The following is a 21,678-nucleotide window of genomic DNA, read 5'->3' as shown; positions in this document are numbered from 1 at the left end:
CCGGAACCATCGTGCTATCGGGGACCCGATCCTCGTGCTATCGGGGACCGGAATCTACCTTAAGGGTTTGTTTCTCCGCGCTTTCTAGTCGCTCTAACTTTACTAACCAGAAATCCTTCGGATTTCTTCTAACGGAGCAGGCCGCAACGTGCATGACGCGTGACCGGCAACGCTGGGCCACCGCTCATGCTGACCTTCACAGACCACACACGTACTTCACCGCTCCCAAAGGGCGTAGCTCCCAGCTCGAGCTTCAGGGAGCGGCGGCATGAGCGATCTCACCGAAGTGGAAGTGCTGTGGCTCGAGAAGCGCATCGAAAACCGGATACGGTTCGGTCGAATCGTCAAAGAACGGAAGCTTGATCGCCATCGGCGGGTCCTGTCATTCGCGCCCGGCAGCATCTTTGCCTTCGTCCGATGGACCTCCAACGACTTTGGGACAATCATTTCGCGGATCGACATCTTGCGCGCAGTCGCTCCGGGACAGCGCTGCTCGACCGTTCCTTATGTGACACCCGGCGGAGAGATTTTGCTGCGTCTGTCCGGCTGGCCGAAGGTCGAGCGCGTGCTGCAAATGACCGATGCCGTTGAGGCACTCGGCATCGATCCAGCAGATGTCGCGCCTGATCATTGGCATCACGTTCATAACCGCCTGTCCGTCAACGAAAACCCGCGCCCGTATACGAAAGCGCGCCATCAGGCCTGGCTTCATCGCCAAAAGGTGATGCGATGAAGGGCCGCCTCATGATGCTGACCGTGACGATTGGGGTCGCTGCTGCGCTCGTCGCGACGATCGTCCTGGAGCCCCTTCCGCTTTACATCTGGAACGCATCCGCGAGCGTGCCGATCGGTCTCTACCGCCTCCGACCGGCGGACCAATTCCAAGTCACTGAATTGGTCGCCGTGCAGCCGCCGGAGCCGCTCGCGACGTTCCTCGACCTTAACGGCTATTTGCCCATTGGCGTCCCCATGCTGAAGCGCGTGCTCGCCCTTCCGGGGCAGAGTGTTTGCAGAACCGGCCTCACGATTTCGGTCGACGACGTCGCGGTGGGCGAGGCGAAGGATCACGACAGACGAGGCAGGCCACTGCCGAAATGGCAAGGCTGCCGCGTCGTCGGCGACGGCGAGCTGTTTCTGATGAACTGGCAGTCGGACGACTCTCTTGATGGCCGGTATTTTGGATTTCTTCCGGCATCTAGCGTGATCGGCCGTGCGATGCCGGTGTGGACGTGGGAGGAGTGATCGTGCGTATTCGACGTGTTCTCCTCGCCATTCCCTTGTTCGATCGATGGCGGGATCATTCCTCCGCTTCGATCGGTGTCTGCAGGGCTGGCGCGAGCCAGACCGCGTGCTTGGGTCGGGTGGTCACGCGCGTTTGTGCTGTCGTGCCCCTGCTTCTTCTGACCGCGTTCGACAGTGCTGCTTTGGCCCAGAGCGGATCAGCCGCCCAGCCGGCGATCAGTCAGACCGCTCATTCATTTGCCGGCTTCATCAATGAAGCCTCGCAACGCTTTGGAATTGCGCCGAACTGGATCCGATCAGTCCAAAGCATCGAGAGTGCTTGTGACGTGCACGCCAGATCGCCAAAAGGCGCGATGGGCCTGATGCAAATCATGCCGGCGACTTGGGCGGAACTTCGCGAGCGCTACAATCTCGGGAACGACCCTTACGACCCGCACGACAACATCCTGGCCGGCACGGCCTATCTGCGCGAACTGCTCGATAGGTATGGCTCGCCTGGGGTGTTTGCCGCGTACAATGCGGGACCATCTCGCTATGAAGAACATCTCGCAGGCGGTTCTCTGCCAGACGAGACGCGAGCATACGTCGCAAAGCTTGCAAATCTGCTTGCCATCGAACTGCCGCCGGGGTGGACGTCCAGCGGACAGTCATCAGCAGCTGCGACGCCATTCGTCACACGATCCGATCTCACGAGAACGCGCGATCGGTTGTCGGTGCTCATGCCATTGAGCGGCGCCACGACTGCAATCTCGGCGCCCGATATTTCGCCCATGGTCCCCCGGCCTATTGGCGTGTTCGTCCCTCGATCGGATTCGGGAGCATCGCAATGACCAAGCGTGCGGGTTCGAAAGCTGATGGCGTGTGGGCGATGCCTTCGGCGCGCGCTCTACTCGTCGCTTCGCTCCTCACCGAGCCACCCTTCGGGTGTCTCGGCCCTTCGGGTTACGATCGCTATCGCAAGCGCTCGGAAGCAGTGGGGGCTTCGCGAGTTGGCTGCCAGGTCGCGGCGGCTCATTCGGGAACCGGCGACCGGGAGACCACGACGGCAGGACGGCGAGATAAAAGCGGCTCGCCGGTCGAACCGCAAGCCATTGGCATGGCTTGGGTTCTACCGTGCCGGTCGGTCGGGTCGCGTGCCGCGCCTTGCATTTTGACGAATGCAATCAATGGTGTTTTCGGCACCGCGTGCGCTTTTGATCATTTGGAGGCCTTGCCGTGAGCGCAGGCGACAGCGATCTGCGTGTTCGGCCCGGGCGCATCCGCAACGCCCGCGCGCCGAAGCCCAAGAGCTTCATCAACCAGGTGCTGCGCGCCGCGAAAAAAGCCGGGCACACCTCGAGTCTCTCTGCGGTTGGTAGGCGCTCTGCGGTCTACGGGCGCTCGACCTTTGGCCGCGGCAGACTCGGTTTCAGCCGCGCCAGATTGTTCAGCCCGACACGGCGCGTTGTGGTGAAGGCGCGCGTGGTTCGGCACAAAGGCCGAGCCTTCCGTTCGGCCCCCCTGACCGCCCACCTTTCATATCTGAAGCGCGACGGCGTGACTCGAAGCGGCGAGAGAGCCGAGATGTTCGATGAGGGCTGCGACCGTGCCGATAGCGCGGCCTTTGCGGAACGATGCAAGGACGACCGGCATCATTTCCGGTTCATCGTCTCACCCGAGGATGCCGGCGACATGACCGACCTGAAGGCCTTCACCCGCGACCTTGCCAAGCAGATGGAGACCGATCTCGGCACGCGGATCGATTGGATGGCTGTAGATCACTGGAATACCGACAACCCTCACGTCCACCTTCTCGTTCGGGGCGTAGACGAGGAAGGGGCCGATCTCGTGATCTCCCGCGACTACATCAGCCACGGCCTGCGCTCACGCGCCGAGGAACTGGTCGCCGTCGAGTTGGGTCCAAAGCCGGAGCACGAGATCCGCAATTCGCTGCAGAGGGAAGTCACGGCGGAACGATGGACGCGGCTCGATCGGGAGATCCGGTTGGCGGCGGATGAGACCGGCACTATCGATCTTCGCCCAGAGAACCCCGGCAAGTCCGATCCCGAGATCCGGCGCCTGATGGTCGGCCGCCTTCAACATCTGGAGAAGATGGGCCTTGCCGCATCCGCCGCACCGGGGGAATGGATGGTCGGGCTCGAGGCCGAGCGTAGCCTGCGTGACCTCGGCATGCGCAGCGACATCATCAAGACCATGCACCGCGCCTTTACCGAGCGTGGAGAAGCGCGCGGCGTTGCCGACTTCGTCATCGAAGGTGGACAGCCTTCGTCCCAGATCATGGGACGGCTGGTCGATCGTGGATTGCACGATGAGCTGACGGGTGAGGCTTACGCCCTGATCGATGGAACTGACGGACGCGCGCACCACGTCCGATTCCGCGGGATCGAGGCCTTTGAACATGCACCGCCGATCGGCGGGATCGTCGAAGTCCGACGCTTCGGTCACGCCGGCGATCCGCGGCCGACCGTCGTGCTCGCAACCCGTTCCGATCTCGAACTTGGAAGCCAGGTCACCGCGAAAGGCGCGACCTGGCTCGACCACCGCCTGGTCGAGCGCGATCCGATGCCGCTCGCGATGGGGGGATTCGGCCGCAAGGCCCGCGACGCCATGGAAGCTCGGACCGAGCATCTGATCCAGGAAGGTCTGGCGCGGCGGCAGGGCCAACGCATCAGCTTGCAGCGCGATCTCCTAAACACATTGCGCCAACGTGAACTGGACGAGGTGGCCGCAAAAGTCTCGGCCAACACCGGCTTGCCTTACGTGAAGGCGGCCTCCGGGGAGCATGTGACAGGTACGTATCGCCAGCGCCTGACGCTCTCCTCGGGGCGCTTCGCCATGATCGACAACGGGCTGGGTTTCCAACTCGTACCTTGGTCGCGCGAGGTCGAGAACAGGCTCGGCCAACACGTCACCGGCGTCGTGAAGGACGGCGGTGGCATCGAATGGGGCTTTGGTCGCAAGCGGGACCTTGGGCTTTAGCAATCTCTCTAATTCAGTTGCGGAAGGGGCGTTCGGGATGTCCGGAACCAAAATCCTCTGGGGACAGGTGATCGTTGTCGGCCTGATCGTTTTGCTCGCCATCTGGGGAGCAACCGAGTGGACGGCTTGGCGGCTCGCCTGGCAGCCCGAACTCGGGCGACCCTGGTTCGAACTGGCGGGCTTCAAGATCTATTACCCGCCGGTCTTCTTTTGGTGGTGGTTCGTCTACGATGCCTATGCGCCTCAGGTCTTTGTCGAGGGCGCTTTCATCACGGCGTCCGGGACCCTGGTTTCGATCGCGGTGGCAATCGGCATGTCGGTCTGGCGGGCGCGCGAGGCGAAGAATGTTGAGACCTATGGCTCGGCGCGCTGGGCCGATGCGGAAGAGGTTCGAGCGGCCGGACTTCTCGGTCCGGATGGTGTGGTGCTCGGCAAGCTCGACCGCGACTACCTTCGGCACGACGGACCGGAGCATGTGCTGTGCTTTGCGCCCACCCGATCCGGCAAGGGTGTCGGCCTTGTCGTTCCCTCGCTGCTTGCCTGGCCGGGCTCGGCCATCGTCCACGACATCAAGGGTGAGAACTGGCAACTGACCGCGGGCTTTCGCTCGCGGCATGGTCGTGTCCTGTTGTTCGACCCCACCAATGCGAATTCCTCAGCTTATAATCCGCTGCTCGAAGTCCGGCGCGGGGAGTGGGAGGTTCGCGACGTCCAGAACGTCGCCGACGTCCTGGTCGACCCCGAAGGCTCGCTCGACAAGCGGAACCACTGGGAGAAGACCAGTCATTCGCTCCTGGTCGGCGCCATCCTCCACGTCCTCTATGCCGAGGCAGACAAGACCTTGGCTGGTGTCGCTGCCTTCCTGTCCGATCCGAAGCGGCCGATCGAGGCGACGCTGAAGGCGATGATGACCACACCGCACCTCGGCGAGCATGGCGCCCATCCCGTGGTCGCCTCGACCGCGCGCGAGCTTCTGAATAAATCCGAGAACGAGCGTTCTGGTGTCCTGTCCACCGCGATGTCGTTCCTCGGGCTGTACCGTGATCCCGTGGTGGCCCAGGTGACCCGCCGCTGCGACTGGCGGATCGCCGATCTGATCGCAGATAGCCGCCCCACGACGCTTTACCTGGTGGTGCCTCCCTCGGATATCTCACGAACCAAACCATTGATCCGCCTGGTGCTGAATCAGATCGGCCGACGCCTGACCGAGGACTTGCACGCCCGCGACCGCCGGCATCGCGTCCTGATGATGCTCGACGAGTTCCCAGCGCTGGGAAGGCTCGATTTCTTCGAGTCCGCGCTGGCCTTCATGGCGGGCTACGGCATCAAAAGCTTCCTGATTGCGCAATCGCTCAACCAGATCGAGAAGGCCTATGGGCCTAACAATGCGATCCTTGATAACTGCCACGTCCGAGTCAGCTTTGCGACCAATGACGAGCGGACCGCGAAGCGCGTGTCCGATGCGCTCGGTACGGCGACCGAGATGAGGGCCATGAAGAACTATGCCGGTCACAGATTGAATCCCTGGCTGGGGCACCTGATGGTCTCCCGTCAGGAGACTGCAAGGCCGCTGCTGACCCCAGGTGAGGTCATGCAGCTTCCGCCAATGGACGAGATCGTCATGGTGGCAGGGACAGCGCCGATCCGGGCGAAGAAGGTGCGTTACTACGAGGATCGGCGGTTCACCGAGCGGGTTCTGCCGACGCCCGATCCGGCGAGCGCCGGCCGATCATCGCGAACGGACGGATGGTCAACGCTCGGATCGACGAAGCCGACGGGAGGTCCAACAGACAAAAAGGGGGAGGCCGAGGAAGACACGGCGAACAGCGGACTCCGTCGTGAGCCCGAACTTCCCGATCACGTTGCGATTGCCAAGGAGACGACCGAGCCGACGCCGGCGGAGGAATTTGCTGCCGTTCTTGACGATGACGAGGACGCGGTCCGCCAGTCCCGGCTCATACGCCAACAGATGCGCGGCGTTGTTCGTCAAATCGCCATGGATCCGAATGACGGCATGGAGCTCTGAGGCAATATGCGCGACCGGATGAACGTGTATTTTCCGCCAGAGCTTCTGAAACAGGTCTCGGACCTCGCCGATCGCAAGAAGCTTTCCCGGTCTGCGATCGTGGAAGCAGCAGTCGCTTCGTTTCTGTCACCAGATGGAGCAGACAGACAAGAGGCGGCATTTACCCGCCGGCTGGACCGGCTGTCGCGCCAGATGCAGAGGCTGGAGCGTGATGTTGGTTTGACGGCTGAAACCTTGGCTCTCTTCATCCGCTTCTGGCTGACAATCACGCCGCCATTGCCCAACGACGCACAGGCGGCGGCCCAACTGAAGGGTCGGGAGCGTTTCGAAGGATTTGTCGAAGCGCTGGGACGACGGCTGCAGAAGGGGCAGAGCTTTCTGCGGGACATTCCAGAGGATATCGTTCGTCAGGAGACCGACAGCCAAACCTGATAGAACCGCGTAGGTCAGGGATTTTGCCGATCTTTCTTTTTCCACGCCAGCCCACGATGGCACCAATTTAGCCAACCCGACAAGAAGCTGGACGCGCTATCGGCTCGAAAGAGCTGAGGAGCAAAAAGGGCCAGCATGCAAAATTCGGAGGCATGGCGTCTCATCGCGCGCGTTTTTCTCCCATTTGCTGCTGGATACTACCTTTCGTATCTCTTCCGAACGATCAACGCTCTGATCTCCAGTCATCTCATCGCGGCGATCGGGCTCGGCACTGCCGATCTCGGGTTGCTGACGTCGGTCTACTTTCTGGTGTTCGCGGCGGCGCAGATCCCAATCGGTATTTTGTTGGATCGCTTTGGCCCTCGCCGGGTTCAAAGTTGCCTGCTTTTGATCGCCGCCGCAGGCAGCTGCCTCTTCTCGATCTCGACGGGACTGCCATCGCTATTAATTTCGCGAGCCCTGATCGGCCTTGGGCTGGCGGCGGCATTGATGGCTGGATTGAAGTCCATCGTTCTCTGGTTTCCGAGCGAGCGAGTGGCCTTGCTGAACGGCTACATGATCATGCTGGGCTCGCTCGGAGCGGTGACGGCCACGATCCCGGCCGAATACCTCCTCGGCTGGATCAACTGGCGACAGCTTTTTGAAATCCTCGCAGTCGCGACTGGTGCCACGGCCGTGCTCATCTACACCGTGGTTCCTGAACGAGCCATTGTCCCGGCAACAGGATCAATGCCCGGCACATTGAGCTCAGTTTTCGGCGATCGGCGTTTCCGGCGAATTGCCCCGTTGTCAGCCACCAGCGTGGGATCGGCCTGGTCTCTGCAAGGATTGTGGGCGGCGCCATGGCTGACCGACGTCGAGGGATTTGATCGAACGAGACTTGTCGGACAGCTATTCACAATGTCGCTCGTCCTTTGCGGCGGTGCCTGGTTGTTCGGCACACTGGTCCATTGCATAAGGCGAAGAGGGGGCGGAGTAGAGATCATCCTGGCCTTGATCGCAGGGCTGTTCATCGCGGCCGAGCTATCCGTGATCCTTCGCTTGCCCGTGCCGTCAATGTTACCTTGGTCGATGGTCGCAATCGTTGGAACGGCGACTGTGGTCAGTTTCGCGGTGATAGCTGATTACTTTCCGCCGGAACTCACCGGTCGTGCCAACGGAGCGTTGAATGTGCTGCACTTCGGTTGGGCATTTGTTTCCCAATTCGGGACCGGCTTCATCTTGCAGCAATGGCCACTCGTGGATGGCCATAGGACCGTCCTGGCCTATCAGGTCGCATTCGCAGTCAATGTGGCGGTGCAGATCACCGCGTTCGCCTGGTTCACTCTACCATGGTTTGGATCCTTCGCGCGGCGGATGGGTTCAATTCCGCTCTTCTTGCCTGCTAGCGTTTCCGACAAGGTCGAAACGTTCATTTCGTACGAACAATTGCTCGTAGTCATGCCGGCGGATGCCGATGCGGAGTGGTGAGCCACGTCGGCAGCAAGCTTGCCGACGAATACCATCAACATTCAGCAGCGCTGCAGTTGCTTCGCTCGCATGCGAAGTATGAGTTCTTGATCTTTCTTTTTCTACGCCAACCTACGCTTACTGTAAGCGCTTGTTGCGCCAAATCCATTGGTGCTTTTTCTAATTAACCCATCTGAGGACGCTCCAGACGTTCTCATTCGGTGGGGACGGCAGTGGCAATCCATTCCATTCAATCGGAAGCGAGTTCGCGCGGTGCGCGAATGCTGCGGAGCGCACTTGGCGCGGCGATCGCAGGTTACCTAGAAGACGACGCGATCGTCGAGGTCATGCTCAATCCCGATGGGCGGCTTTGGATTGACCGACTGTCGAGTGGTCTAGTGGACACTGGCGAAACCTTGTCTGCGGCGGACGGCGAGCGCATCGTTCGTCTGGTGGCTCACCATGTAGGTGCGGAGGTGCACGCAAGCTCCCCACGTCTATCGGCCGAACTCCCTGGGACCGGCGAGCGCTTCGAGGGCCTGTTGCCTCCGGTCGTTGCTGCCCCCGCTTTCGCCATCCGCAAGCCAGCGGTCGCCGTTTTCACGCTCGACGATTACGTTGCCGCCGGCACCATGACCTCCGAGCAAGCCGAGGCCTTGAGGAGTGCGGTCGCCGCGCGCCAGAATATCCTGGTTGCCGGCGGCACGTCGACAGGCAAGACGACACTGACCAATGCTCTTTTGGCGGAGGTAGCGAAGACCGCCGATCGTGTCGTCCTGATCGAAGATACGCGCGAACTTCAATGCAAGGCGCCCAATCTTGTCGCGCTGCGGACCAAGGACGGCGTAGCCAGCTTGTCTGACCTCGTTCGGTCCTCACTCCGACTGCGTCCTGACCGCATCCCGATCGGCGAGGTCCGCGGGGCCGAAGCGCTCGATCTCCTCAAGGCGTGGGGTACCGGCCATCCCGGCGGGATCGGGACGATTCACGCGGGCAGCGCGCTCGGTGCGCTAAGGCGGCTCGAGCAGCTCATCCAGGAAGCCGTCATCACGGTTCCGCGCGCCCTGATCGCCGAGACCATCAACCTCATCGCCGTCCTTGCAGGGCGCGGAGCCGACCGTCGCCTTGCCGAACTCGCCGTCGTCACGGGGCTCGGGTCGGCCGGCGACTACAGCCTTTCGCCAGCAGGAGACTGACATGCGTCCACGATTCCGTATTCTTCGAGAAGCTGCTTGGCTGGCGATTGCCAGCCCGGTCGTTCTGACGACAGCACCCGCATGGGCGGCCGGCTCGAACATGCCCTGGGAGCAGCCGCTCAATCAGATCCTGCAGTCGGTCGAGGGGCCGGTCGCCAAGATCATTGCCGTTATCATCATCGTCGTGACCGGGCTCACGCTCGCGTTCGGCGATTCGTCGGGCGGTTTTCGCAGGCTGATCCAGATCGTGTTCGGCCTGTCGATCGCATTTGCCGCCTCGAGCTTCTTTCTGTCGTTCTTCTCCTTTGGCGGCGGCGTGGTGATCTGATGGACGAGGCGGTCGCAGGTTTTGTCGTGCCCGTTCACCGGGCGCTCACCGAGCCGATCCTGATGGGCGGTGCGCCGCGGTCGGTCGCGATCGTCAACGGAACGTTGGCGGCCGCCCTCGGACTGGGACTGCGGTTGTGGATCGCAGGTCTCGTCCTCTGGTTCATCGGTCACATGGCCGCCGTCTGGGCCGCCAGGCGCGATCCCGCCTTCGTCGATGTGGTGCGCCGACATCTGCGCATTCCCGGTCATCTCAACATCTGAGCGCTCGTGATGATGAACCTTGCCGAATATCGCCACTCGAATGCCCGTCTTGCCGACTTCCTGCCCTGGGCAGCACTGGTCGACGAGGGCATCATCCTGAACAAGGACGGTTCGTTCCAGCGGACAGCGAAGTTCCGCGGACCCGACCTCGACAGTGCGGTGCCGGCGGAGCTTGTTGCCGTCGCCGGTCGTTTGAACAACGCACTTCGCCGCCTGGGATCCGGCTGGGCCGTGTTCGTTGAGGCGCAGCGCCATTTTGCCGGTAGCTATCCTCAGAGCACCTTTCCGGACGTCGCGTCTGCGCTGGTTGATGCCGAGCGCAAGGCCCAATTCGAGGAGGTCGGCGCCCACTACGAGTCCAGCTATTTCCTGACCTTCCTCTATCTGCCTCCGGAGGAGGGCGCAGCCAAGGCAGAGCGACTGCTCTATGAAGGGCGCGATCGCACCGTTGGCGCAGACGCTCGCGAGGTGCTCCGCGGGTTTGTCGACCAAACCAGCCGCGTACTTGGGCTTCTTGAAGGCTTCATGCCCGAATGCGCCTGGCTCGATGATCAGGCCACGCTGACCTATCTGCACTCGACGATTTCGACCAGGCGGCATCGCGTTCGCGTGCCCGAAATCCCCATGTACATCGATGCACTGTTGGCGGACCAGCCGCTAACCGGCGGACTCGAGCCGATGTTGGGTTCAGCCAATCTGCGGGTTCTGACGATCGTCGGCTTTCCGGGAGCGACGACGCCAGGAATTCTGGATGACCTCAATCGCCTGCCATTCTCATATCGCTGGTCGACGCGCGCGATCATGCTCGACAAGACGGATGCAACGAAGCTCTTGACCAAAATCCGGCGGCAGTGGTTTGCCAAGCGAAAGTCGATTGGCGCCATCCTCAAGGAGGTCATGACCAACGAGGCCTCGACGCTGCTCGATACCGACGCCCACAACAAGGCGTTTGATGCCGACGCCGCCCTGCAGGAACTCGGTTCGGACCAGATCGGACAGGCCTTTGTCACGGCGACTATCACCGTCTGGGACGGCGATCCCAGTGCTGCCGATGAAAAGCTCCGCCTGGTCGAGAAGGTCATTCAGGGCCGCGATTTCACCTGCATGATCGAGACAGTGAACGCCGTCGAAGCCTGGCTCGGCAGTCTGCCCGGGCACGTTTACGCCAATGTGCGGCAGCCGCCGGTCTCGACCCTCAACCTCGCCCATATGATTCCGATGTCGGCCGTCTGGGCGGGCGAGGCCAGGGATCTGCATTTTGGCGCTCCGCCGCTCCTGTTCGGCAAAACCGAGGGTTCAACACCGTTCCGGTTTTCGCTTCACGTCGGTGACGTCGGCCATACCCTGGTGGTAGGGCCGACAGGCGCTGGCAAGTCGGTCCTGCTCGGCCTCATGGCAATGCAATTCCGCCGTTACCCGAACTCCCAAGTGTTTGCGTTCGACTTCGGTGGATCGATCCGCGCCGCCGCGCTGGCCATGGCCGGCGATTGGCATGATCTCGGGGGTGCCTTGTCTGACGGAGGCGATCAGCCCGTCGCGTTGCAGCCGCTGGCCTGGATCGACGACGCTTCCGAGCGCGGATGGGCTACCGAATGGGTCGGTGCAATCCTGGCACGCGAAAAGATCGAGATCACGCCAGAGGTCAAGGACCATCTGTGGTCGGCGCTAACATCTCTCGCGTCAGCGCCGAGGGAGGAACGTACGCTGACAGGCCTGTCAGTCCTTTTGCAATCGAACGCCCTGAAACGCGCCTTGCAACCTTACTGCCTTGGTGGTTCGTCCGGACGCTTGCTTGATGCTGAATTCGAGCGCCTTGGCGAGTCCTCTGTCCAGGCGTTCGAGACGGAAGGGTTGATCGGAACGAGCGCGGCGCCAGCCGTGCTGGCCTACCTCTTTCATCGCATTGGGGATCGTCTCGACGGCCGGCCGACACTCCTCATTGTCGATGAAGGCTGGCTTGCTCTCGACGACGATGATTTCGCCGGTCAGCTTCGCGAGTGGCTGAAGACGCTTCGCAAGAAGAATGCGTCTGTCATCTTCGCCACCCAGTCGCTTTCGGACATCGACGGCTCGGCGATTGCCCCCGCGATCATCGAAAGCTGCCCAACGCGCTTGTTGCTGCCGAACGAACGGGCCATCGAACCGCAGATCACTGCCATCTACCGCCGCTTCGGCCTCAATGACCGTCAGATCGAGCTTCTGAGCCGGGCAACGCCCAAGCGTGACTACTACTGCCAGTCGCGTCGAGGCAACCGGATGTTCGAACTTGGACTTGGCGAAGTTGCGCTCGCATTCACAGCGGCCTCATCCAAGACAGATCAGGCGGCCATCGCACAGCTCGTCGCCGAGCATGGAGCGGACGGCTTCGTTCCGGCCTGGCTCCAGCACCGCGGCGTCACCTGGGCCACGGACTTGATTCCCAGTCTCGTCAATCTGGAGAAGTCGCAATGAAGCGCCTTGGTCTATTCGCCGCGGCTGGCACCATCGCCCTCACGCTTTGTCTGATGGCGCCCGCACCAGCGCAGTGGATCGTCTTCGATCCCAACAACTACGTCCAGAACGTGCTGACCGCCGCGCGCGAGCTGCAGCAGATCAGCAATCAGATCACCTCGTTGCAGAACGAAGCGCAGATGCTGATCAACCAGGCCAGGAATCTGGCAAGCCTGCCGTATTCCTCGCTGCAGCAGCTGCAATCCTCGATCCAGCGGACCCAGCAGTTGCTGGCCCAGGCCCAGAGGATCGCTTACGACGTGGAGCAGATCGACCGCGCGTTCTCGACCAGCTATGCGCCGGCGAGCGGCAGCCAGTCTAGCCAGTTGCTGATCACCAATGCTCAATCGCGGTGGCAGAATTCTGTCGCGGCGTTGCAGGACGCGCTCCGGGTCCAGGCCGGTGTCGTGGGCAACCTCGATACCAATCGCGTCCAGACATCCGCGCTCGTAACGTCGAGCCAGGGTGCGAGCGGCGCCCTGCAGGCGACCCAGGCCGGCAACCAGATCCTCGCACTTCAGGCGCAACAACTCGCCGACCTTACCGCCACTGTCGCGGCACAGGGGCGGGCCCAGAGCCTCGAAGCGGCCCAGCGCGCGGCAGCCCAAGACCAGGGGCGAGAACAGCTCCGGCGATTTCTGACGCCGGGGCAGGGCTATCAACCCCAGGACGTGCGGATGTTCCACTGATGACTGATACAGGCCCGTTCAAAGCGCTATCGCTACTCGTGTCGGTCGGGGTGCTGGTCGTCGCAGGCTTCGCGATCCAGCTTCGTGGCGGCGAAAGTACATCTGCGCCGCCAACGGCAGAGCAGACCAAAGACGTCGACCGTTCCGAGCTTGCGCGCTGCCGCACTGTCTCCTCCGAGGATGCAGTTGACTATCAGCATTGCCAGAAAATCTGGGCCGAAAACCGCCATCGTTTTTTCGGCAAGCGGGACGGTGCTGCCGCTGCAGAAGCCGGCGTGACAGCCGTGCCAAAAGATCAGAGCCGGATGCCACAAGGATATCCGGCCGCCGGCGTGCCCGGAGAAGATAAGCCATGAGCGGCACCGGCATCATCGACCAGTTCCTTGAGACATTCACCCGCTATATCGACAACGGTTTTGGTCTCTTGGGTGGCGAGGTCGGATATCTCGCGATAACGCTTGCCGCCATCGACATCACGCTTGCCGCCTTATTCTGGAGTTGGGGCACGGACGAGGACATCATCGCGCGTCTCGTCAAGAAAACGCTATTCGTTGGCGTCTTTGCCTATCTGATCGGTAATTGGAACAACCTCGCACGGATCGTCTTCGAGAGCTTTGCCGGCCTCGGGCTGAAAGCCTCCGGCTCGAGCCTCTCCGCGTCAGACTTTCTGCGCCCGGGAAAAATCGCTCAGGTCGGACTCGACGCCGGTCGGCCGATGCTTGATTCGATCTCGAACCTGATGGGCTACATCAGCTTCTTCGAGAATTTCGTCCAGATTGTCGTTCTCCTGTTCGCATGGGTCGTGGTGTTGCTGGCCTTCTTCATTCTCGCGATCCAGCTCTTCGTCACATTGATCGAGTTCAAGCTCACGACGCTGGCCGGCTTCGTGCTCATACCCTTTGGCTTGTTTGGCAAGACGGCATTCGCGGCGGAGCGGGTCCTGGGCAATGTCATATCGTCTGGGGTCAAGGTTTTGGTCCTGGCCGTCATCGTCGGCATTGGCTCAACCCTGTTCTCACAGTTCACGGCCGGTTTTCGCGGCGCGCAGCCTACAATCGAAGATGCGATGACCCTGGTGCTTGCGGCGCTCTCTTTACTGGGTCTCGGTATTTTCGGCCCGGGAATCGCAAACGGTCTGGTGTCAGGCGGTCCGCAGCTCGGCGCCGGCGCCGCGATTGGGACGGGCCTTGCTGCCGGCGGCGTTGTTGCGGCGGGTGCCGGCCTTGCCGCCGGTGGCGCTGGTCTCGCTGGTGGAGCGCTCGCCGGTGCGGGGCGTGGTGGGGCTGCCATGGTGAGTGGCGCTTCCACCGCGTATCGAAGCGGCGGCCTTGCAGGCGTCGCGGAGGCGGGTGGCTCGGCTGTGATGAGCCCGTTGCGTCGAGCCGTGGCCGCATTCGCCGGCAGCGGTCAGGCGAGTGAGCCGGCCGCGAGTACGTCCACCGAGGGGCAGCCCGATTGGGCGCGCCGCATCAAGCGAGCCCAGACCATTCGGCACGGCGCGTCGGCGGCCGCCCACGCGGTGCGCTCCGGCGATCATGGCGGCAGCGGCTCGGCAGTCGATCTCTCGGAAGGAGAGCGCTGACAGGCAGCGAACCCGCCGGTTCGCCGGGCGCCAGCAGCGCGTCAATCGGATACCGCGATACTCGAAACTGATCACTCGATCTCAGGGGCGACCATTCATGTTCAGACGACCTTCCGTTCACTACGGGCGTATGCCCGAACCGGTCACGCCCTACCAAAAAGCAGCGCAAGTCTGGGACGAACGCATTGGATCGGCGCGCGTGCAGGCCAAGAACTGGCGCTTGATGGCGTTTGGTTGCCTCATGCTCTCGGGCGGCCTGGCCGGTGGACTTGTCTGGCACTCAGCACAAGGATCGATCACACCATGGATCGTCGAGGTCGATCGCCTGGGCCAGGCCCAGCGGGTTGCGCCAGCCAACATCGACTATCAGCCCACAGACGCTCAGATCGCCTACCATTTGGCGCGCTTTATCGAGGACGTCAGAGGCTTGCCGGCCGACGGCATCGTTCTGCGCCAGAACTGGCTTAGGGCGTATGACTTTACGACCGATCGTGGCGCGGCCGCGCTCAACGATTTTGCGCGCAACAACGATCCGTTTGCCAAGCTGGGCAAGGCGCAGATCTCGGTCGATGTGTCGAGCGTCATCCGTGCGTCTTCAGAGAGCTTCCGGGTCGCCTGGACCCAACGCATCTACGAGAATGGCTCGCTGAGTGCGACCGAGCGCTGGACCGCGATTCTCACGGTGGCAATCGAGACGCCGCGCGATGCCGAACGCCTGCGCAAGAATCCCCTTGGCGTCTACGTCCGCGCCATCAACTGGTCAAAGGAGCTGGGGCAGTGATCAAGACGATGCGTGACACTTGTTCAAAAGGTCAGATCCAATGCCGCAGGTTCAGCTCGAGCACGTGCAAGCTCGCGGCTTTGAGGCGAGCCATTTTACCAGCTCTGCTGCTTGGCACATCGGCCCTCGCTGGATGCGCCACCTACATTCCGCCGGAAATCAGCTATGACACCGAAGTCCCGCCGTTGCCAGCTGTTCCAGCGGCACTCGACGACCGACCTCAGCCGCTTCACGTTCCGCCGCTCTGGAGACCGGTTCTCGGCGGTAAAGCAGGGGCGAAGGAAGACGCTGAGCCCGTAAGCAGGGTTGAGACCGCAAACAGCGCCGCGCGAGTCGAGCCGCGCAAAAGGGGATACTTTAACGCGGCGCAGATTTACGCCTTCAGCCCTGGGGCGCTGTATCAGGTCTACGCTGCTCCCGGACAGATCACGGACATCGCACTGGAAGAGGGAGAGCAATTGACGGGATCCGGACCGATCGCGGCCGGAGATACCGTGCGCTGGGTCGTGGGCGATACTGAGAGCGGGACTGGCGACACGCGTCGCGTTCACATCCTGGTGAAGCCGACCCGGGCCGCGATCGAGACCAATCTTGTCGTCAATACCGACCGGCGCACTTACTTGATCGAGCTCCGCTCCCGGGAATGGCCCTACATGCCGTCCATTGCCTGGTACTACCCGGAAACGGTTCGCGAACGATCGCACTTAGTCGCCCTCAGACCGGTCATTCCAGATCCAGCGCAGCGTGTGTTTCGGTATGCGATCGAGGGCGACAGCCCGCCTTGGCGGCCGCTCGCGGCCTACGATGACGGCCGGAAAGTTTATATCGAATTCCCTCAAGGGGTCGTCCAGGGCGAGATGCCACCGCTCTTCGTCATCGGACCCGACGGCAAGACCGAACTGGTCAATTATCGCGCCTACGGCAATGTGCTGATCGTGGACCGGCTGTTTGCAGCCGCAGAACTGCGGCTCGGCGGTGAGCACCAGCAGAAGGTCAGGATTGTGAGGACTGACGGGAGGCCGTCGTCATGAATACTCAGAACGAGACTAATCGGGATGGGGTCATTCCCCCGCAAACACCGGAAGAGCAATCCGGGAGCTTCCGCCTCCGAGCCGAACCTCCGCGGGTCACGCGACTGTCCCGCAAAGTTCTCGCCGGCGGCAGCGCTGTCGCCTTGCTTGTCATCGGCGGAGCCGTGTTGTGGTCGCTCCAGAGCAATCGCTCCCGCAACCAAGCGGCCGACGAGCTCTATAGCACCGATCATCACAATCTCGCTGACGGTATCGAGGCGCTGCCGAAGGACTACACCGGCGCTTCACGCCAAACCGTGCCGCAGCTTGGTCCGCCGCTCCCAGGCGACCTCGGTCGACCGATCCTGGCCGCTCAAGGGCAGTCGCCGACGACCGGCGGAGACCCGGAACAGCAGCGCCGGGATCAAGAGAGCGAGGCGGCCCGTATCAGCCATCTGTTCGCTTCGACCAACGGGAAAGAAGTGCGTCCGCCCGCCGCTGCGGCTGCTGGAGGCGAGCGCTTCGTGCCGCCGAACGCAACGAGCAGCGGCGAGGATGGATATGCGCAAAACGCGCAGGACCGAAAACTTGCTTTTGTGAATGCTTCTGTGGATCGCCGCACGGTGAGCCCTGACCGAGTCACTAGGCCTGCTTCACCGTATATCGTGCAGGCTGGGACGGTGATTCCGGGAGCGCTGATCACCGGGATCAGGTCAGACCTTCCGGGCCAAGTTACAGCACAGGTGACAGAGAATTTATACGACACTCCGACTGGCCGCTTTTTGCTCGTGCCGCAAGGAGCGAGGCTGATCGGCAGTTATGACAGCCAGGTTTCGTTCGGCCAGGCGCGAGTGCTGCTGGTCTGGACCCGGCTTATCATGCCGAACGGCCGCTCGATCGTTCTGGAGCGGCAGCCCGGTGCTGACAGCGCAGGCTACGCGGGGCTCGAAGACCAGGTCGACAATCACTGGAGTGAGCTATTCAAGGCGGCTGCGCTGTCGACGTTCTTGGCTGTAGGGACAGAAGTAGGTGCAGGATCCGACACCAACAGCAACGACAGCGCGATTATCCAGGCACTGCGGCATGGCGCCTCCGACTCTCTAAACCAAATTGGACAGCAGGTGGTTCGGCGCAGCCTCAATATTCAGCCGACTTTGACCGTACGGCCTGGTTTCCCGGTTCGCGTTCTCGTCAACCGCGACCTCATCCTTGCGCCATACGGAGGGTAATGCCATGCCTAAGCTCAAAATAGGAGCGTTGCCCGACGACAAGCCGGTGAAGGTCACCACCGAGCTTTCAGCATCAGTTCATCGGGATCTCGTCGCCTATGCAGAGGCTTTGGCACGCGAAACCGGGCAGCCCATCGATCCGGCGAGGCTAATCGCTCCTATGTTGGCGCGTTTCATGGCCACAGACCGTGGATTTGCAAAGGCGAGACGAGTCCGTCACACCCCGAGAGCCGGCGAAGGTGAGGGATAGCGCTCTCTTAGCAAGCTGAGAAAACGCTTCAGAGCCGGATTCTCATTGTCGCCGCGCCAATGCGCGTAGAAGTCCACCCGCCTTGGCGCCGTTCCATCGTGGAGGTCCCGGTACACTAGGCCAGCGAAACTTGCGCCGGTATCCGATTCCATCACCAGACTGAGCCCCATGCCCATGCTCGTCAGATTTGTGATGATGCCGCGGCTCACATCGTGGCGCTCCACCGCGGGCCGCTCGTCAGGTAACACGAGCTTCGAAATCAGGAGATCCTCGAACTCTCGTCCGGGATCAATCTTACTTAGAAGTATCTTTTCGTTACGCAAATCGGCCCAATAGATGATTTCGCGTGCCGCAAGCCAGTGATCCTGAGGCAACAAAATCAAGATGCGTTCGCTCCACAGCAGCAGTGATTTGACGTCCTTTGAATCCACATGTCCAGGGCTAACGACTACGTCGACGGTCCCGTTACGGAGCGCGGTCATCAGATGAAACCGAGAGCGTTCCATGGTTGCCAGTTCGATCTGCGGGAGCAGCTTCTTAAATTCACCTATCGTCGCTCGCAGGTTTCCCGCGGACACCGACGTGTAGAAGCCAATAACAAGATGGCCGGTATCGCCGCGACTGCCGGATCTCCCGGTGTCGACCAGTATCTCGACCTGTTCCAGGATCAGCGTCGCAATTCGCAAAACGGCTCGACCAGCGACAGTGGGCTTGATTCCCGCGCTGGAGCGCTCGAACAGTGAAGTCCCAACCAGATATTCAAGCTGACCGATAGATCGGCTCAGGGCGGTGTGCTTGATCGAAAGAACTTCAGCGGCTCGTCGAAAGCTCCCGTACTCGCAGGCAACCACAGCGTATCGAAGCTGTTGCAGGTCAACGGCGCTCGCTGCGTTACGTCGATTGTTTCTAATCTCATTTTCCGTCATGTTCATAGCCAGTAGGCAAGCCGCAGGCACGGCGTCCGCCCTTAAGGCGGGGCATATTGCTTTTTGCAGGGATCGTTCTAGGCGGCCGCGGAGATTACTGGCGTCCAAAGGACCGGTGCGGAGAGACCGGCGGCCTTTCGGAGGCTTGCCAAAGTAATACGGGAAATCTCGAGGTAACCCGCCACGGCTAAGGTGTTGCCAATTGTGGAAGGACTGCCGATACGCCGCAGAGGCCAGCCAGCTCGTCGGAGGATTCTCTCCATTCGGACATCCGTGACGGTAACGATATCCGTGAGCTGCCGTGAAAGCCCGAACTCCACCATTCCCGCAAACAGCTCGTAAGCAGCACGAGTGATACCGTGATCCCCTTTTGGGGCATCGGCAGCAACATCGATTGCGAATCTACTACTTTCCCACACGAGAGGAGTTGACGGGGCCGGCGCGCCTTCAAGGAGCGCTGGAAAGGTATCGCGAATCATGGTCGGGCCATGAGTTGGAAGCAGGCGAACGGAACCTTGCACCTGGCCATTTTCATCTACCTGAATTAGATAGTCCGGACGCAGCGCATCGAATTCGTCGATCTCCATATCGCCGCTGGTCTGGACTTCCCATGCCATGCGCAGCTTGAAGACACGATGACGCAACCGATGCATCTCAACGAGGCTGTCAGAAAGCGCTCCATACGAAGATGGTGTGATCAACTGAATCATAATCCCTCCAAAAGTGTTCAACACCCCTTTTGAGCGCGATTATCGACTCAAGTCATCACCTGTAGTTGTAGGGGGAGGACACCCTAATTTTGCTTTTTTCTATTTGCAGCCGCCAAACGCGTCACCGCCTGCGCGATCGTGCGGACGCCCAGCTTTTCCTTCGCATTCTCTAGGTAATACGCAACTGTGTTGCGCGAGATACCGAGAATGCTGCCGATTTCCCAGGAGCTCTTTCCTTGAGCCGCCCACTCCAAACATTCCATTTCACGGCGCGACAGTCGAATTCCGTCGAGACCATTTTCGCTCCCGAGCTTGCGATGAAACGTGAGCATGAAAATACAATGTCATAAGCTGAAGAACGCGCGCGTACGAATCAATGCACTTCCCGAACTGTGGCCGGCTCTCGTCCGCGGCGAAAGTCAATGCAGAGATTTGACCATGCCCGTCGTGTATGGGAACCGTGAAGCCGACCCGGAGTCCGAATTGCGCGGCTTCGTCGAACAGCTGCCGCTGCGCCATCGAACTGATTTGTGATCGAAAATCTATTCCCCATCGCAAGGGCTCCGGGTTCTAAAGCGCTTCTCGAATGACGGGGTCGATGATTTGATATTTCCGTTTAGATAATGGGCCGTCCACCGCGATGGATATGTCGAGATGAGGCGGGGCTTCCTGCTTTCTTCGCTCTTGAGAGCGAGATAAGCGAAACATGATAGGTCCAAAGCGGATGCTGCTTTCGCCAGCGCATTGGAGAAGCCTTCGGCATCTTCGGCGCCGAATAGTGCATCGATAAACTCTTGGAAAACGCGATGCATGTGCCTTTCCTCAGGGTAGCGGTTTCAGATGCGGTTCAACTAAGCGCAGCCTTAGGCCCTCCTTAAGAACCTTTTGGCCAGCCCCTCCATACCGATGACCTTCACAAGCTTGATGACCTTGTCGACGCGCGTGCTGCTGGCTGCGTTGATTGGTCTTGAACCGGGATTGATGTCGCTGGCGCAGGCTACGACCATTCCTGCCGCGGAACGGGGAGTCGAACCAAGCCCTCCAGCCTTGTCTGTCGCACCGACACCTGCTGCCGCGTCCACTTCGCGCGATGCGCCTTCTGCCCCAGCGCGGAAGGCAGCCCGCCGCTGCGCGTGGCGGCGGACTGGGTGACTGCTGCCGTCCCAGCTTCCCTAGTGTCGCTAGGCTCGCGTCCGCTGCTGCGCATCCAAGACGACTGCCAGATTTGGCGGCATTTTTCATTACGGAACTGACGTGCGCGTCGGCTGCCACCTTTCCGCTAGTCGGCAACGTGCCCGCGGCCCATGAGAGGATACTGCTCGACCTCGTAGATCTGGCCGGAGACGATACCGCTCTCCTCCGATAGCCAAAAGGCGGTGTGGGCGGCGATCTCGGCCGGCTGCATGATCTGGCCGAAGGGCGCCAACCGGAGCGGCACCTCCTTCTCCCAGCCTGGCTTTTTGCCCTCGCGCTGCTGCGTCGCGTCCTCATTGGCGGTGAAGGTCCAGCCGACATTGAGCTGGTTGACCCGGATACGCTCGCGGCCCAGCGTGTTGGCGAGGTTGCGCGTCATCGTCATCAGCGCGCCCTTCGACATCGAATAGACGGTGAGGTTGGAATTGCCGCACCAGGCGTTGATCGAGCCGACGGTCAGGATCGAGCCGCCGGATTTCTGCAGGCGGAAGGCGAGGATCGCCGCCTCGGCGCAGAGCAGCGACGCGCGGGTGTTGATCGCGAAGACATGGTCGAAGAAGATGGCAGTGGTCTCGCCGAGCACGCCGCGCGGATAGATGCCGGCGTTGTTGACGAGGCCGTCGATGCGGCCGAAGGCCTTGCGCGTCGCGTCGACGAGCGCCTGGGCCGTCGCCGGCTCGGCGAGATCGCCAGTCGCGCCCTGGGCTGCGGGGCCGAGCTTGCGGCAGGCGGTCTCGACCTCGCCCTGCTCGCGGCCATGGACGAGCACCTTGGCGCCCTCGGCGATCAGCCGCTCGGCCATGCAATAGCCGATGCCGCTAGATGAGCCGGTGACGAGAATGGCCTTGCCTTGCAGTCCGTGCATGTCGTGACTCCGTTGGAATCCGCCACCTAGAGTGATG

22 protein-coding genes and 1 pseudogene are annotated in these 21,678 nt (G+C 61.4%); 18 read left to right on the top strand and 5 right to left on the bottom strand.

Features of this window, described 5'->3' with window-relative positions:
• The first annotated feature begins 268 nt into the window (after window positions 1–268).
• The 18 genes from AC0L2O_RS29780 to AC0L2O_RS29695 all read left to right on the top strand — a co-directional run bounded on the left by AC0L2O_RS29780 (window position 269) and on the right by AC0L2O_RS29695 (window position 17,946).
• Window positions 269–733 (top strand): DUF2840 domain-containing protein, encoded by a 465-nt coding sequence (locus AC0L2O_RS29780; RefSeq protein ID WP_057198286.1) that lies wholly within the window; start codon window positions 269–271, stop codon window positions 731–733.
• Window positions 730–1,242: a S26 family signal peptidase gene (locus tag AC0L2O_RS29775; protein ID WP_473372263.1), complete on the top strand. Its 513-nt coding sequence runs from the start codon at window positions 730–732 to the stop codon at window positions 1,240–1,242. Before AC0L2O_RS29780 ends, AC0L2O_RS29775 begins: the two co-directional genes overlap by 4 nt.
• The gene (locus AC0L2O_RS29770; protein ID WP_473372262.1) at window positions 1,239–2,072 is read left to right on the top strand and encodes a lytic transglycosylase domain-containing protein; all 834 of its coding nucleotides are present in this window, start codon (window positions 1,239–1,241) and stop codon (window positions 2,070–2,072) included. Before AC0L2O_RS29775 ends, AC0L2O_RS29770 begins: the two co-directional genes overlap by 4 nt.
• A 385-nt stretch (window positions 2,073–2,457) precedes the next feature.
• Window positions 2,458–4,221 carry a relaxase/mobilization nuclease domain-containing protein gene (locus AC0L2O_RS29765; protein WP_473372261.1) on the top strand — a complete coding sequence of 588 codons (1,764 nt, stop codon included), beginning with the start codon at window positions 2,458–2,460 and terminating at the stop codon, window positions 4,219–4,221.
• Window positions 4,222–4,258: 37 nt separating this feature from the next.
• On the top strand, window positions 4,259–6,247 hold the full coding sequence (locus AC0L2O_RS29760) for a conjugal transfer protein TraG (protein ID WP_473372260.1): 1,989 nt from the start codon (window positions 4,259–4,261) through the stop codon (window positions 6,245–6,247).
• 6 nt (window positions 6,248–6,253) lie between these two features.
• On the top strand, window positions 6,254–6,679 hold the full coding sequence (locus AC0L2O_RS29755; protein ID WP_473372259.1) for a CopG family transcriptional regulator: 426 nt from the start codon (window positions 6,254–6,256) through the stop codon (window positions 6,677–6,679).
• A gap of 135 nt (window positions 6,680–6,814) precedes the next feature.
• A complete protein-coding gene (locus AC0L2O_RS29750; protein WP_473372258.1) occupies window positions 6,815–8,149 on the top strand; it encodes an MFS transporter in 1,335 nt (444 codons plus the stop codon).
• 260 nt (window positions 8,150–8,409) lie between these two features.
• Window positions 8,410–9,324: a P-type conjugative transfer ATPase TrbB gene (gene trbB, locus AC0L2O_RS29745; RefSeq protein WP_473372257.1), complete on the top strand. Its 915-nt coding sequence runs from the start codon at window positions 8,410–8,412 to the stop codon at window positions 9,322–9,324.
• 1 nt (window position 9,325) lies between these two features.
• Window positions 9,326–9,652 (top strand): TrbC/VirB2 family type IV secretion system protein, encoded by a 327-nt coding sequence (locus tag AC0L2O_RS29740; RefSeq protein WP_473372256.1) that lies wholly within the window; start codon window positions 9,326–9,328, stop codon window positions 9,650–9,652.
• On the top strand, window positions 9,652–9,915 hold the full coding sequence (locus AC0L2O_RS29735) for a VirB3 family type IV secretion system protein (RefSeq protein ID WP_473372255.1): 264 nt from the start codon (window positions 9,652–9,654) through the stop codon (window positions 9,913–9,915). Before AC0L2O_RS29740 ends, AC0L2O_RS29735 begins: the two co-directional genes overlap by 1 nt.
• Before the next feature lie 9 nt (window positions 9,916–9,924).
• Window positions 9,925–12,366 carry a conjugal transfer protein TrbE gene (trbE, locus tag AC0L2O_RS29730; RefSeq protein WP_473372254.1) on the top strand — a complete coding sequence of 814 codons (2,442 nt, stop codon included), beginning with the start codon at window positions 9,925–9,927 and terminating at the stop codon, window positions 12,364–12,366.
• Complete coding sequence (gene trbJ, locus AC0L2O_RS29725; RefSeq protein WP_473372253.1) at window positions 12,363–13,094, top strand: P-type conjugative transfer protein TrbJ; 732 nt, start codon at window positions 12,363–12,365, stop codon at window positions 13,092–13,094. Before trbE ends, trbJ begins: the two co-directional genes overlap by 4 nt.
• On the top strand, window positions 13,094–13,450 hold the full coding sequence (trbK-alt, locus tag AC0L2O_RS29720) for a putative entry exclusion protein TrbK-alt (protein ID WP_473372252.1): 357 nt from the start codon (window positions 13,094–13,096) through the stop codon (window positions 13,448–13,450). Before trbJ ends, trbK-alt begins: the two co-directional genes overlap by 1 nt.
• Entirely contained in the window at window positions 13,447–14,676 is a 1,230-nt protein-coding gene (trbL, locus tag AC0L2O_RS29715) for a P-type conjugative transfer protein TrbL (RefSeq protein ID WP_473372251.1), read from the top strand. Before trbK-alt ends, trbL begins: the two co-directional genes overlap by 4 nt.
• A gap of 97 nt (window positions 14,677–14,773) precedes the next feature.
• Window positions 14,774–15,457 (top strand): conjugal transfer protein TrbF, encoded by a 684-nt coding sequence (trbF, locus tag AC0L2O_RS29710; RefSeq protein ID WP_473372250.1) that lies wholly within the window; start codon window positions 14,774–14,776, stop codon window positions 15,455–15,457.
• Window positions 15,454–16,488, top strand: coding sequence for a P-type conjugative transfer protein TrbG (trbG, locus tag AC0L2O_RS29705; protein ID WP_473372249.1), 1,035 nt, complete (start codon window positions 15,454–15,456; stop codon window positions 16,486–16,488). The genes trbF and trbG overlap by 4 nt, the downstream gene beginning before the upstream one ends.
• Complete coding sequence (locus AC0L2O_RS29700) at window positions 16,485–17,696, top strand: TraB/TrbI/VirB10 family type IV secretion system protein (protein WP_473372248.1); 1,212 nt, start codon at window positions 16,485–16,487, stop codon at window positions 17,694–17,696. Before trbG ends, AC0L2O_RS29700 begins: the two co-directional genes overlap by 4 nt.
• Window positions 17,697–17,700: 4 nt before the next feature.
• Window positions 17,701–17,946: a DUF2274 domain-containing protein gene (locus AC0L2O_RS29695; protein ID WP_473372247.1), complete on the top strand. Its 246-nt coding sequence runs from the start codon at window positions 17,701–17,703 to the stop codon at window positions 17,944–17,946.
• Here the strand turns inward: AC0L2O_RS29695 and AC0L2O_RS29690 are convergent.
• The 5 genes and pseudogenes from AC0L2O_RS29690 to AC0L2O_RS29670 all read right to left on the bottom strand — a co-directional run bounded on the left by AC0L2O_RS29690 (window position 17,913) and on the right by AC0L2O_RS29670 (window position 21,641).
• Window positions 17,913–18,872 (bottom strand): LysR family transcriptional regulator, encoded by a 960-nt coding sequence (locus AC0L2O_RS29690; protein ID WP_473372246.1) that lies wholly within the window; start codon window positions 18,870–18,872, stop codon window positions 17,913–17,915. The genes AC0L2O_RS29695 and AC0L2O_RS29690 overlap by 34 nt on opposite strands.
• Before the next feature lie 77 nt (window positions 18,873–18,949).
• Window positions 18,950–19,582, bottom strand: a complete 633-nt coding sequence (locus AC0L2O_RS29685) for an acyl-homoserine-lactone synthase (RefSeq protein WP_473372245.1) — start codon at window positions 19,580–19,582, stop codon at window positions 18,950–18,952.
• 83 nt (window positions 19,583–19,665) lie between these two features.
• Window positions 19,666–19,914, bottom strand: a complete 249-nt coding sequence (locus AC0L2O_RS29680) for a response regulator transcription factor (RefSeq protein WP_473372244.1) — start codon at window positions 19,912–19,914, stop codon at window positions 19,666–19,668.
• A pseudogene (locus AC0L2O_RS29675) lies at window positions 19,847–20,394 on the bottom strand (autoinducer binding domain-containing protein). Before AC0L2O_RS29675 ends, AC0L2O_RS29680 begins: the two are co-directional and overlap by 68 nt.
• Before the next feature lie 467 nt (window positions 20,395–20,861).
• Window positions 20,862–21,641 (bottom strand): SDR family NAD(P)-dependent oxidoreductase, encoded by a 780-nt coding sequence (locus AC0L2O_RS29670; protein WP_473372243.1) that lies wholly within the window; start codon window positions 21,639–21,641, stop codon window positions 20,862–20,864.
• Between the last annotated feature and the right edge of the window lie 37 nt (window positions 21,642–21,678).

Source organism: Bradyrhizobium sp. Kon10, from assembly GCF_055807395.1.
This window is presented reverse-complemented; position numbering and strand designations above follow the sequence as displayed.

Coding starts and splice junctions, on each gene's coding strand:
- AC0L2O_RS29680 (WP_473372244.1), bottom strand. CDS start 19,914: ATGCTCACGTTTCATCGCAAGCTCGGGAGCGAAAATGGTCTCGACGGA.
- AC0L2O_RS29780 (WP_057198286.1), top strand. CDS start 269: ATGAGCGATCTCACCGAAGTGGAAGTGCTGTGGCTCGAGAAGCGCATC.
- trbF (WP_473372250.1), top strand. CDS start 14,774: ATGTTCAGACGACCTTCCGTTCACTACGGGCGTATGCCCGAACCGGTC.
- trbB (WP_473372257.1), top strand. CDS start 8,410: ATGCTGCGGAGCGCACTTGGCGCGGCGATCGCAGGTTACCTAGAAGAC.
- AC0L2O_RS29700 (WP_473372248.1), top strand. CDS start 16,485: ATGAATACTCAGAACGAGACTAATCGGGATGGGGTCATTCCCCCGCAA.
- AC0L2O_RS29695 (WP_473372247.1), top strand. CDS start 17,701: ATGCCTAAGCTCAAAATAGGAGCGTTGCCCGACGACAAGCCGGTGAAG.
- trbL (WP_473372251.1), top strand. CDS start 13,447: ATGAGCGGCACCGGCATCATCGACCAGTTCCTTGAGACATTCACCCGC.
- AC0L2O_RS29755 (WP_473372259.1), top strand. CDS start 6,254: ATGCGCGACCGGATGAACGTGTATTTTCCGCCAGAGCTTCTGAAACAG.
- AC0L2O_RS29685 (WP_473372245.1), bottom strand. CDS start 19,582: ATGATTCAGTTGATCACACCATCTTCGTATGGAGCGCTTTCTGACAGC.
- AC0L2O_RS29750 (WP_473372258.1), top strand. CDS start 6,815: ATGCAAAATTCGGAGGCATGGCGTCTCATCGCGCGCGTTTTTCTCCCA.
- trbJ (WP_473372253.1), top strand. CDS start 12,363: ATGAAGCGCCTTGGTCTATTCGCCGCGGCTGGCACCATCGCCCTCACG.
- AC0L2O_RS29670 (WP_473372243.1), bottom strand. CDS start 21,641: ATGCACGGACTGCAAGGCAAGGCCATTCTCGTCACCGGCTCATCTAGC.
- AC0L2O_RS29775 (WP_473372263.1), top strand. CDS start 730: ATGAAGGGCCGCCTCATGATGCTGACCGTGACGATTGGGGTCGCTGCT.
- trbK-alt (WP_473372252.1), top strand. CDS start 13,094: ATGACTGATACAGGCCCGTTCAAAGCGCTATCGCTACTCGTGTCGGTC.
- AC0L2O_RS29740 (WP_473372256.1), top strand. CDS start 9,326: ATGCGTCCACGATTCCGTATTCTTCGAGAAGCTGCTTGGCTGGCGATT.
- AC0L2O_RS29735 (WP_473372255.1), top strand. CDS start 9,652: ATGGACGAGGCGGTCGCAGGTTTTGTCGTGCCCGTTCACCGGGCGCTC.
- trbE (WP_473372254.1), top strand. CDS start 9,925: ATGATGAACCTTGCCGAATATCGCCACTCGAATGCCCGTCTTGCCGAC.
- AC0L2O_RS29760 (WP_473372260.1), top strand. CDS start 4,259: ATGTCCGGAACCAAAATCCTCTGGGGACAGGTGATCGTTGTCGGCCTG.
- AC0L2O_RS29690 (WP_473372246.1), bottom strand. CDS start 18,872: ATGACGGAAAATGAGATTAGAAACAATCGACGTAACGCAGCGAGCGCC.